This is a genomic window from Ectopseudomonas guguanensis, assembly GCF_900104265.1.
Classification (GTDB): Bacteria; Pseudomonadota; Gammaproteobacteria; order Pseudomonadales; family Pseudomonadaceae; genus Aquipseudomonas; species Aquipseudomonas guguanensis.
Window position 1 is genome coordinate 18,454 of record NZ_FNJJ01000018.1, and the last position, 11,107, is coordinate 29,560.

Below are 11,107 nucleotides of genomic sequence, written 5' to 3' on the forward strand. Positions count from 1 at the left end.
GGCTCCTGTTATTCCTGGGCCTGGGCGGCAGTCTGTTCGGCGAGCGCAACGGCGCGGAACATGGCGCGGCGCTTGTTCAGGGTTTCTTCCCACTCCAGGGCGGGCACCGAGTCGGCGACGATGCCGGCGCCGGCCTGCACGTGCAGTTCGCCGTCCTTGATCACCGCGGTACGAATGGCAATCGCAGTGTCCATGTTGCCGTTCCAGGCGTAGTAACCGACCGCACCGCCGTAGACGCCGCGCTTGACCGGCTCCAGCTCGTCGATGATTTCCATGGCGCGGATCTTCGGCGCACCGGACAGGGTGCCGGCCGGCAGGATGGCGCGCAGCGCGTCCATCGCCGACAGCTCGGGTTTCAGCTGACCGGTGACGTTGGAGACGATATGCATGACGTTGGAATAGCGCTCGATGACCATCTTCTCGGTCAGCTTGACCGAGCCGATCTGCGACACGCGGCCGGTGTCGTTACGGCCCAGGTCGATCAGCATCAGGTGCTCGGCGATTTCCTTGGCGTCGGACAGCAGGTCGTCTTCCAGCGCCTTGTCCGCCTCCTCGCTGGCGCCGCGCGGGCGCGTACCGGCGATAGGGCGCACGGTGACCAGACCGTCCTCGACGCGCACCAGCACCTCCGGCGAGGAGCCGACCACATGGAAGTCGCCGAAGTTGAAGAAGTACATATAAGGCGTTGGGTTGATGCAGCGGAGCGCACGATACAGGTCGATCGGTGCCGCCTTGAACGGGATCGACATGCGCTGGGAGATCACCACCTGCATGCAGTCGCCGGCCAGGATGTACTCCTTGATCGAACGGACCGCCGCCTCGTAGTCGCCCTGGCTGTAGCTGGAACGGAACGCCGGTTCCTCGCCCAGCGGCGCGGACAGGTCCACCCCCAGGCGCGGGGTGATCGGCTGACGCAGCTTGTGCAGGATCTCGCGCAGACGCGCATGGCCTTGCTCGAAGGCGTCCGGCTGGACCGGGTCGGCCAGAACGATGCCGTGCATCTTGCCGGCCAGGTTGTCGAATACCACCACCGCGTCGGAGACCATCAGCAGGATGTCCGGCGTACCCAGCGCATCGGGATTGACCCCAGCAGCCAGTTTGGGCTCGACGTAGCGCACGCTGTCGTAGCCGAAATAGCCGACCAGGCCACCGTTGAAGCGCGGCAGACCGGCAATGGTCGGCACCCTGTAGCGCGCCTTGAACTGCTCGACGAACTCCAGCGGGTCGGCGCATTGGTGGCGCTCGACCTCGACGCCGTCGGTGCTGACCACCACGTCATGGCCATGCACGCGCAGCACGGTGCGCGCCGGCAGGCCGATGATCGAATAACGGCCCCACTTCTCGCCGCCCTGCACGGATTCGAGCAGGTAGGAGTTGGGCGCGTCGGCCAGTTTCAGGTAGATGGACAGCGGCGTGTCGAAATCCACCAGGGTTTCGCAGGCCAGGGGAATGCGGTTGTAGCCTTCGGCGGCTAAACGCAGGAATTCTTCATGGGTCATGATCAGCCTCATGGCTCGGGGAAAACGGTCGGGTGCAAACGGGCCGCGCGCAGCGGCAGGACGAAATCAGGCGCGCCAGCGCCAACGGGCCAGGGCCTTGATGACCTTCATCCAGAGTTTGCAGCTAACCACCACGGTGCGATCTCGACAGGCGGGGGAATAAGGAGAGCGGCCAAGGTAGCAGCTACACGCCAAGCGCTGCAAGCGGGGCAAAGCGATAGCTTGGCAGGAGCGGATTTATCCGCGATCTCAATCGCCGGTTTCGCGGCTGAAGCCGCTCCTACAAAAAAGCCGAATGGCACGGCTGAAGATTCGTCAGAGCAACTCGGCGAGGCTATCGACCACCAGGCTCGGCTCTTCCTCGATGATCGGCCGGCCATGGTTGTAGCCGTAGCTAACCGCGACGCAGGGCACGCCGGCAGCGCGGGCGGCCAGCACGTCGTTGCGCGAGTCGCCGACGAATAACGATTGCGCCGCCTCGACGCCTGCCAGGCGCATCACCTGCAGCAGCGCCGCCGGATCGGGCTTCTGCTGCGGCAGGGTGTCGCCGCCGATGATCCAGCGAAAGTAGCCACCCAGGCCGACCTGTTCCAGCAACGGCGCGACGAAGCGCTCCGGCTTGTTGGTCACCACCGCCAGTTCGACGGCAGCGGTGCTCAGCGCTTCGAGCAGCTCGTGCACACCCGGGTAGAGCGCGGTCAGGTCATGACAGTCGGCGTAGATATCGAGAAAGCGCGCCAGCGCCTGCTCCGTCTCGGCCTCGCCCACCGCGGAATGATCCAGGCCACCGGCCAGGGCGCGCCGCACCAGCACGCGGGCGCCATTGCCGACCCACTCGCGAACCTGTTCCACGCCAGCCGGCGGGCGGCCCAGTTCGACCAGCATGCGGTCGACCGCTGCAGCCAGATCGGGCACCGAGTCGATCAGCGTGCCGTCCAGGTCGAACATCACCAGGCGCGGCAGCTCGCCGCCGCACAGCGCGCGCAGCGGTCTCATCCACGCACCTGGGCCAGTTCGGCGCGCATGGCGTCGATCACCGCCTTGTAGTCCGGCTGATTGAAGATGGCCGAGCCGGCAACGAAGGTGTCGGCGCCCGCCTCGGCGATCTCGCGGATGTTCTGCACGTTGACGCCGCCGTCGATCTCCAGGCGGATCTCGCGACCGCTGGCGTCGATCAGCGCACGGGCTTCACGCAGCTTGTCGAGGGTACCGGGGATGAACTTCTGCCCGCCGAAGCCGGGGTTGACGCTCATCAAGAGGATCATGTCGACCTTGTCCATCACGTACTTGAGTACGTCCAGCGGAGTAGCCGGGTTGAATACCAGGCCGGCCTTGGCACCACCGCTCTTGATCAGTTGCAGGCTGCGGTCGATGTGCTCGGACGCTTCCGGGTGGAAGGTGATATAGCTGGCGCCAGCCTCGATGAAGTCGCCGATGATGCGATCCACCGGCTTGACCATCAGGTGCGCATCGATGGGCGCGGTGATGCCGTATTTGCGCAGCGCCGCGCAGACCATCGGGCCGATGGTCAGGTTGGGCACGTAGTGGTTGTCCATGACATCGAAGTGGACGATGTCCGCCCCGGCGGCGAGTACGTTGTCCACTTCCTCGCCCAGGCGGGCGAAGTCGGCGGAAAGGATCGACGGGGCGATGGCGAAGGGTTGCATGGCGCACCTCTAAGGGCTTGGGTCACGGTGGCGCGCATTGTAACGGTTGAAACGGTTGCTGGCAGCGCCGCCAAGACGGGCGCGCCAATTCGCCTCACAGCAAAAGGCCCCGCCGGTTTGCCGGCGGGGCCTTGGTCTTGCAGTTGCGACGGTTTATTCCGGCGTCGAGGTGCGCAGCTTCTCGCTACGTCCGCGCAGCCACTCCAGGGTCAGCAGCAGCAGGATGGAGAAACCGATCAACAGTGTGGCGGCGGCGGCGATGGTCGGCGACAGGTTCTCGCGGATGCCGCTGAACATCTGTCGCGGCAGGGTGGCCTGCTCGGGGCCGGCGAGGAACAGGGTCACCACCACTTCATCGAACGAGGTGGCGAAGGCGAACAGAGCACCGGAGATCACCCCCGGCGCGATCAGCGGCAAAGTCACGCGGCGGAAGGTGGTCAGCGGCGAGGCGCCGAGGCTGGCGGCGGCGCGCACCAGATTGTGGTTGAAGCCCTGCAGCGTGGCCGACACGGTGATGATAACGAAGGGCACGCCCAGTACCGCATGCACCAGGATCAGCGAGATATAACTGTTGCCCATGCCCAGCGGGGCGAAGAACAGGTAGCTGGCGACACCGATGATCACCACCGGAACGATCATCGGCGAGATCAGCAGGCTCATCACCAGCGCCTTGCCACGGAACTCGCCACGGGTCAGGCCGATGGCCGCCAGGGTACCGAAGACCATGGCCAGCAGCGTCGCGGCCGGGGCGATGATCAGGCTGTTTTTCAGCGAACGCATCCAGTCGGCGGACATGAAGAAGTCTTCGTACCAGCGCAGCGAGAAGCCCTGCAGCGGGTAGACCAGGAAGGTGCCGGAGTTGAACGACAGCGGCACGATGACCAGCACCGGCAGGATCAGGAACAGCAGCACCAGGGCGCAGATGATACGCAGGCCGTAGTACCAGAGGCGCTCGACGGGTGACATGTAGGGGCTGAGCATGGGTTTTACTCCAGTGAGCTTTCAAGCTCCCCTCTCCCGCTTGCGGGAGAGGGGTTGGGGGAGAGGGTTTGGTAAACAGCCACCCTCTCCCGCCCTTCGGGCACCCTCTCCCATGAATGGGAGAGGGTCATCAGATGGTCTGCTACGCAGACCGCTTTTTAACCAAGCCTCAGCTTGCTGGCACCGACCAGCCAGCTGTACACCACGTAGAGCACCAGGGTCGCAGCCAGCAACAGGCCGCCAAGGGCCGTGGCCATGCCCCAGTTGATGGTGGTGTTGGTGTAGAAGGCGACGAAGTAGCTGATCATCTGGTCGTTCGGGCTGCCCAGCAGCGCCGGGGTGATGTAGTAACCAATCGACAGGATGAACACCAGCAGGCAACCGGCGCCGACACCGGCCAGGGTCTGCGGGAAGTACACCCGCCAGAAACTGGCGAACGGATGACAGCCGAGCGACACCGCCGCGCGCATGTAGCTGGGCGAGATGCCCTTCATCACGCTGTAGATCGGCAGGATCATGAACGGCAGCATGATGTGCACCATGGCCACGTAAACACCACTGCGGTTGAACACCAGCTGCAGGGGCTGCTCGATGATGCCCAGCGACATCAGCGCGCTGTTGATCAATCCGCCCGACTGCAACAGCACGATCCAGGCCGCCACCCGCACCAGAATCGAGGTCCAGAACGGCAGCAGCACCAGAATCATCAACAGGTTGCCGGAGCGGGTCGGCAGGTTGGCCAGCAGATAAGCCAACGGATAGGCCAGCACCAGGCAAATGGCGGTGATCACCAGGCTCATCCAGAAGGTGCGGGCGAAGATGTCCAGATAGATGGCCTGATCCGGCGTGGCCTTGGCCAGCTCACCGAGATCGTCGATACGATGATCGAGCGCAGCCAGCAGGTAATAGGGAGTAACCGGCGAGGCGTTACGGCGGATCACCTGCCAGTAGGCGGGATCGCCCCAGCGCTCGTCCAGGTCGAGGAAGGCCTCCTGGTAGGACGCCGGCTCCTCGCGCAACGGCAGCTTGCGTGCGGTGCTGCTGACCAGACTGCGAAAGCCCGCCAGCTCCATGTTCAGGCGCTTGGACAGATCGCCCAGGCTCTGGTTGCGGCGCGCCTCGACGATGTCGCTGGCAATGGCCTGGTACACCGACTCGTCCGGCAAACCACGACCATCCCAGGCACTGATCGCCTCGACGGTGCGCGGCAGACTGCCGACCACTTCCGGGTTGTCGACGCTGCGCAGCAACAGGGCGCCAATAGGCAACAGGAAGGTCAGCAGAAGGAACAGCAACAGCGGCAGGATCAGCGCCTTGGATTTCAGACGATTGAAACGCTCGGCACGGGCCAGACGCTGCTTCAGGCTCGGCCCGGGCAACTCGGTGGCAGGCAGTACGGCGGCCATGGACAACTCCGCAAGCAAGAAGAAAATTCAGACGGCCCTGCCAGCAGGCAGGGCCGGATAGGCGACTTAGCGCGCGGCCCAGGCGTTGAAGCGTTGCTCCAGCTGCTCGCCGTAGTCAGCCCAGAAGGTCACGTCGATGGCCACCTGGTTGGCGATGTTTTCCGGCGTGGTCGGCATCAGGTTCAGACGCTCCGGCGCCAGCAGCTCGATGGCCTGCTTGTTGGCCGGCCCGTAGGCGATGTTCTCCGAATAGGTCTTCTGCGCTTCGGGCTTGACCGAGAAGGCGATGAACTGCTTGGCCAGCTCGACGTTCTTCGCGCCACGCGGGATGGCCCAGGAGTCGAAGTCATAGATGCCGCCGTTCCACACCACCTGCAGGTTGCTCTCGCCCTGCACCGCAGCGATACGGCCGTTGTAGGCCGAGCTCATCACCACGTCGCCAGAGGCGAGGTACTGCGGCGGCTGGGCGCCGGCTTCCCACCACTGGATGTTGGGTTTGAGTTCATCAAGCTTCTTGAACGCGCGATCCTGACCTTCCTTGGTGGCCAGCACCTTGTACACGTCCTTGACCGGCACACCGTCAGCCATCAGGGCGAATTCCAGGGTGTACTTGGCGCCCTTGCGCAGGCCACGCTTGCCCGGGAATTTCGCTACGTCCCAGAAATCGGCCCAGCTGGTCGGCGCCGCACTGAGCTTGTCGGCGTTGTAGGCCAGCACCGTGGACCAGACGAAGAAGCCGACGCCGCACGGCTGAATGGCGCCATCAATGAAGTCGGACTCATCGCCGAACAGCGCCGGGTCGAGTTCCTCGAACAGACCTTCATCGCAACCGCGGGCCAGTTCCGGCGACTCCACCTCGACCAGATCCCAGCTCACGCTGCGGGTATCGACCATGGCTTTGACCTTGGCCATTTCACCGTTGTATTCGCCGCCCAGCACCTTGTTGCCGGTTTCCTTCTCGAAGGGTTCGTAGAACGCCTTGACCTGCGCCGCCTTGTTCGCGCCGCCGAAGGATACCGCTGTCAGGTCCACCGCCAGTGCCGGCATGGCGCAGCTAACGCCCAGGGCCAATGCCGCCAGCTTCAGGGATTTCGTCATTCTTATCAGCTCCTCTGTGTTACGGGGTAAAGGTGAAGCACTGCGCGAAGCGCTCACTCGGCTTGGAGTGGGTCGAGCGCGCGGACATGCTCGACAGACCAGCCGAGCGGAACCAGGTCACCAACCGCCAGCTGCGGATCGAGCTCGGCCACGGGTTGCTTGACGTAGAAATCGGACTTGCCGCAGACCTCCATGCGGATGCGCACGTGATCGCCCAGGTAGATGAACTCGGCGATGCGCCCGGAGAAACGGTTCGGGCAGGCCTCGCTATGACCGTTGAGGCGGATGCGCTCAGGACGGATCGACAGGCTCACCGCCTCGCCCACGGCGCCGACGTTGACCGCCGTGGCGCGCACTTCCTCGCCGCGTGCCAGGCGCACCACGCACTCTTCGCCATCGCGGCTGACCAGCTCGCCGGCCAGGCGGTTGTTCTCACCGATGAACTGGGCGACGAAGGTGTTGTGCGGCGCCTCGTAGAGGTCGCGCGGCGGGGCGATCTGCTGGATCTCGCCCTGGTGGAACACGGCCACGCGGTCGGACATGGTCAGCGCCTCGCCCTGGTCGTGGGTCACATAGACCACAGTCACGCCCAGGCGCTGGTGCAGGTGCTTGATTTCCATCTGCATGTGTTCGCGCAGCTGCTTGTCCAGCGCGCCGAGGGGTTCATCCATCAGCACCAGTTGCGGCTCGAAGACCAGCGCACGGGCCAGTGCCACGCGCTGCTGCTGACCACCGGAGAGCTGGCCCGGATAACGATTGCGGAAGCTGTCGAGCTGCACCATCGAAAGGGCGCGCTTGACCCGCTCGCTGATGTCGGTGCGCGACATGCCGCGCACGCTCAGCGGGAAGGCGAGGTTCTCGGCCACGGTCATGTGCGGGAACAGCGCATAGTTCTGGAACACCATGCCGATGTCACGCTTGTGCGGCGGCAGTTTGTTCAGCGAACGGCCGTCGAGGAGGATCTCGCCGGCGGTCGGGGTTTCGAAACCGGCCAGCATCATCAGGCTGGTGGTCTTGCCGGAGCCGGACGGGCCGAGCAGGGTCAGGAACTCGCCCTTGCGGATATCCAGGTTGAGGTCTTTGACGATCAGCGTCTCGCCATCGTAGCTCTTCTGCACGCCGCGGAAGCTCACCAGTACATCGTTTGCCATCACACCACACCCTTGTTCTTGTCTCAGGCCGATGACCGAAGATTAGGGCGACGAGGCAGGGTGAAAAATCGGGCGGGATGACAAGCTGATATCAGGCGCGAGGAGAATCTGCTGTAGGAATTGCCCTACAAAATCCGAGTATTTGCTTTGGTTTTCGAGCGCCCGACGAAGCGTAGGAGCGGCTTCAGCCGCGAAGCTCCCGTGGTCAACTCATCGCGGCTAAAGCCGCTCCTACGAAAGCTCCCGATCAGACCAGACGGTGCTCCATCGCGTAGCGCACCAGATCGGCCATCGAATGGGCCCCGAGCTTCTGCATCAGGCGCGCCTTGTGCGTGCTCACGGTCTTGTTGCTGATCGCCAGGTGCAGGGCAATATCGTTGACGCCCTCTCCTCGCACGAGACGCTCGAATACCGAGAACTCGCGCTCGGACAGTTGTGCATGAGGCGGGCGCGAGTCGGTCAGGCCAACCTCGAAAACCATGCGATCGGCCAGAGCCGGGTCGATATAGCGACCACCGCTGGCCACCTTGCGAATCGCGGTGATCAGCAGCGCCGGGTCGCTGTCCTTGGTGGCGTAGCCGGCAGCGCCAGCCTTGAGCGCACGGGCCGCCATCTGCGCCTCGTCGTGCATCGACAGCACCAGAATCGCCGGCGCCTCGGTCAGCGCGCGAATGCGCGGAATGGCCTCCAGACCGTTGACGCCCGGCATGGAGATATCCAGCAGCACCACGTCGCAAGGCGTACGGCGCAGTACCTCGAGCAGTTGCTCGCCGTTGCACGCCTCGCCCGCCACCTCGAGATCGCGGGCCATGCCGATCAGTTGCTTGATGCCTTCCCGCACGATGGTGTGGTCTTCGGCCACCAGTACCCGAATCACGCCGTGACCTCCTCATCCAGGGTTATGCGCGCGTACAGCGTAGTGCCCTCACCCGGCCGGCTGTCAATCTGCAACTGGCCGCCGAGCATGAGCATGCGCTCCTGCATGCCGACCAGACCGAAGGACTGCCCGGGCTTGCGCATGGCGGCATCGAAACCCTTGCCATCGTCGGTCACCGACAGGCACAGATTGCCCGCTTCCTGCCACAGGCGCACCACCACACTGTGCGCGCCGGCATGACGCATGACATTGGTCAGTGCCTCCTGGAGGATGCGGAACAGGCCAATGGCCTGAGCATCGGGCAAACGCGGCAAATGCTCGGGCACCTCCACCAGGCAGGGGATCTGCGTGCGCTCCTCGAAGCGGCGTACCTGCCATTCGATGGCCGAGGCGATACCGGCATCGAGAATCGGTGGACGCAGCGCCGTGGCCACGTCGCGCACCAGTTGAAACAGCTGGGCGATCAGACGCTTCATGCTGGCCAGGCGCTCATCCAGTTCGGGAATCTGTCCGGCGCAAACCAGCTCGCACATGGCGGTTTCCAGCTTGAGCACCGTCAGCACCTGGCCCAGTTCGTCGTGTACCTCGCGGGCGATACGCGCCTTTTCCTCCTCACGCACGCTTTCCAGATGCGCAGACAGTTCGCGCAGGCGCGCCCGCGAGTCGGCCAGCGCCAGCTCGGCCAGCTTGTTCTCGGTGATGTCCCAGAGAATGCCGTCCCAGACCACCCGACCACCGCCGAGCGGGCGCGCGGTGGTGCGGATGTCGGCCCACAGCACCTCCTGCTCGGCGGTGAGGATGCGCCCCTGCCAGTACCAGTCGCTCTCGCCTTCCAGCGCCAGCGTCTGGCTGTTGAGGTAGCTGGGGAGATCCTGCGGGTGCACCAGGCTGCGAATGCCGCGATCCTCACGCTGCAGCTCATGCGCCGGCCAGCCGACCATCTCCTGACTGGCCTCGCTGATATAGGCGAAGTTGACCGCCTGCCCCGGCCCGGCGCGCTCCAGGCGAAACACCAGGCCGGGCACGTTGCCGGCGATGCCCTTGAAGCGCGCCTCGCTCTCTTCCAGTGCCGCGCGCGCACGGCGACGCTCGGTCACGTCGCTGAGAAACACCACCAGATATTCGGCCTGACGATAGCGCAGAAAGCTCAGCGAAACGTCGGCCGGCATGCGGCTACCGTCGGCGCGCAGGCAATCGATTTCGAAACTTGTCGAGCCACCGCCCTGTTCGCGCACCTGCTTCCACAGGGCGAGCCAGCGATCCATGTCGAGGCCCGGTTCCAGCAGGCTCAGAGGCTTGTCCACCAGCTCACCGGCGGCGTAGCCGAGCATGCGTTCGGCGGCGCGGTTGGCATAGCGCAGGTGACTGTCCCAGTTGACCCAGAGAATGCCCACCGTGCTGTGATCGATGGAGAACTGGCTCAGGCGCAGCGCCTCGGCCGCCTGCTGGTGGCGGTCCAGCTCGCCGCGTGCGCCCAGCAAACCCCGTTCGAGCAGGCGCGTCTGCTGGCGCTGGCGGTAGAGCGCCGTGGCGCCGATCAGCAGCAGCAGCGCAAGAAACAGCGTGAGGGTCTTCCAGAAGCCGACAAAATCGCTGGACTGCGGGTAACGCAAGGGCATCCAGGTTTCGCGCAGTTCCTCCAGCTCGCGCGCAGGCAGTGCCTGCAGGGTCTGGTCGACAATGGCGGACAGCAGCGGCTGGTCGCGGCGCGTGGCCAGGCGCAGCAACTGCGGCAGGCCGATGTCGCCGACGATACTCAGGTTGGCGAAGCGTGATTCATGCAGCAGCTGGCTGAGGCTCGCCTCATCCAGCACCGCGTAACTGACCTCCTGGTTCAGCACCAGCTGCAACGCGGCGCGTTCCGAAGGTGCGGCGCGCAGGCGCAGGTTGGTATGGGTGCGTTCCAGGTATTCGGCAGCCTGACTCGGCGAGTGCAGGGCCACCACCTGCTCCAGCGGCAACTGGTCGAGATCCACCGCACCATTGCCGCTGCGCTCGCCGACCACCAGATGCGGCACGCGCAGGTAGGGCATGGAGTAATGCCAGATGCGCAGGCCGGCTGGCGTCTGCTGCAGCCCCGGCGCCAGGTCCACCTCACCCGCGCTGGCCGCTCGCTCCAGTGACTCGTGGTCCGCATACAGGCGCCAGTCAGGGGCAACGCCCATGCCCTCCAGCAAACGCTGCATCAGCTCGACATTGGCCCCGGTCAGTTGCCGATTCTGACCGCGCTGAACCCAGGGCGCCTGCTGCACCAGGCCTACACGCAGCACGGGATGATCCCTTAGCCAGGCACGCTGCTCGGCATCGAAAGCCGGGCGCAAGGGCATGCGCTGACTCTCAGCCCAGGCGTTGGAGATCACCAGCAGCAGCAACAGGGATAGGGAGGAAAGAAGGGACTTCATGCACGGCGAATCCGCTGACGCGATCC

General features: G+C 64.7%; 9 protein-coding genes. All 9 read right to left on the bottom strand.

What is annotated here, in order from left to right:
- Window positions 1-8 precede the first annotated feature (8 nt).
- Window positions 9-1,499 carry an anthranilate synthase component I gene (trpE, locus tag BLS61_RS21950; RefSeq protein WP_090434726.1) on the bottom strand — a complete coding sequence of 497 codons (1,491 nt, stop codon included), beginning with the start codon at window positions 1,497-1,499 and terminating at the stop codon, window positions 9-11.
- 315 nt (window positions 1,500-1,814) lie between these two features.
- Entirely contained in the window at window positions 1,815-2,495 is a 681-nt protein-coding gene (locus BLS61_RS21955) for a phosphoglycolate phosphatase (protein ID WP_090434728.1), read from the bottom strand.
- Window positions 2,492-3,166, bottom strand: coding sequence for a ribulose-phosphate 3-epimerase (rpe, locus tag BLS61_RS21960; RefSeq protein WP_090434731.1), 675 nt, complete (start codon window positions 3,164-3,166; stop codon window positions 2,492-2,494). Before rpe ends, BLS61_RS21955 begins: the two co-directional genes overlap by 4 nt.
- A gap of 153 nt (window positions 3,167-3,319) precedes the next feature.
- Window positions 3,320-4,147 (bottom strand): ABC transporter permease, encoded by an 828-nt coding sequence (locus BLS61_RS21965; protein WP_012019852.1) that lies wholly within the window; start codon window positions 4,145-4,147, stop codon window positions 3,320-3,322.
- Between the two features lie 158 nt (window positions 4,148-4,305).
- Window positions 4,306-5,553 (bottom strand): ABC transporter permease, encoded by a 1,248-nt coding sequence (locus BLS61_RS21970; protein WP_012019853.1) that lies wholly within the window; start codon window positions 5,551-5,553, stop codon window positions 4,306-4,308.
- Between the two features lie 66 nt (window positions 5,554-5,619).
- Window positions 5,620-6,651 (bottom strand): ABC transporter substrate-binding protein, encoded by a 1,032-nt coding sequence (locus BLS61_RS21975; RefSeq protein WP_090434734.1) that lies wholly within the window; start codon window positions 6,649-6,651, stop codon window positions 5,620-5,622.
- A gap of 53 nt (window positions 6,652-6,704) precedes the next feature.
- Window positions 6,705-7,802, bottom strand: coding sequence for an ABC transporter ATP-binding protein (locus tag BLS61_RS21980; RefSeq protein ID WP_012019855.1), 1,098 nt, complete (start codon window positions 7,800-7,802; stop codon window positions 6,705-6,707).
- Between the two features lie 247 nt (window positions 7,803-8,049).
- The gene (locus BLS61_RS21985) at window positions 8,050-8,679 is read right to left on the bottom strand and encodes a response regulator (protein ID WP_003463520.1); all 630 of its coding nucleotides are present in this window, start codon (window positions 8,677-8,679) and stop codon (window positions 8,050-8,052) included.
- Window positions 8,676-11,081: a PAS domain-containing sensor histidine kinase gene (locus BLS61_RS21990; protein ID WP_090434737.1), complete on the bottom strand. Its 2,406-nt coding sequence runs from the start codon at window positions 11,079-11,081 to the stop codon at window positions 8,676-8,678. Before BLS61_RS21990 ends, BLS61_RS21985 begins: the two co-directional genes overlap by 4 nt.
- Window positions 11,082-11,107 lie beyond the last annotated feature (26 nt).

What these genes read in the sequence shown, in the direction of transcription:
- BLS61_RS21975 (WP_090434734.1), bottom strand. Translation starts at nt 6,651, where the DNA reads ATGACGAAATCCCTGAAGCTGGCGGCATTGGCCCTGGGCGTTAGCTGC.
- BLS61_RS21980 (WP_012019855.1), bottom strand. Translation starts at nt 7,802, where the DNA reads ATGGCAAACGATGTACTGGTGAGCTTCCGCGGCGTGCAGAAGAGCTAC.
- BLS61_RS21965 (WP_012019852.1), bottom strand. Translation starts at nt 4,147, where the DNA reads ATGCTCAGCCCCTACATGTCACCCGTCGAGCGCCTCTGGTACTACGGC.
- BLS61_RS21970 (WP_012019853.1), bottom strand. Translation starts at nt 5,553, where the DNA reads ATGGCCGCCGTACTGCCTGCCACCGAGTTGCCCGGGCCGAGCCTGAAG.
- rpe (WP_090434731.1), bottom strand. Translation starts at nt 3,166, where the DNA reads ATGCAACCCTTCGCCATCGCCCCGTCGATCCTTTCCGCCGACTTCGCC.
- BLS61_RS21955 (WP_090434728.1), bottom strand. Translation starts at nt 2,495, where the DNA reads ATGAGACCGCTGCGCGCGCTGTGCGGCGGCGAGCTGCCGCGCCTGGTG.
- trpE (WP_090434726.1), bottom strand. Translation starts at nt 1,499, where the DNA reads ATGACCCATGAAGAATTCCTGCGTTTAGCCGCCGAAGGCTACAACCGC.
- BLS61_RS21990 (WP_090434737.1), bottom strand. Translation starts at nt 11,081, where the DNA reads ATGAAGTCCCTTCTTTCCTCCCTATCCCTGTTGCTGCTGCTGGTGATC.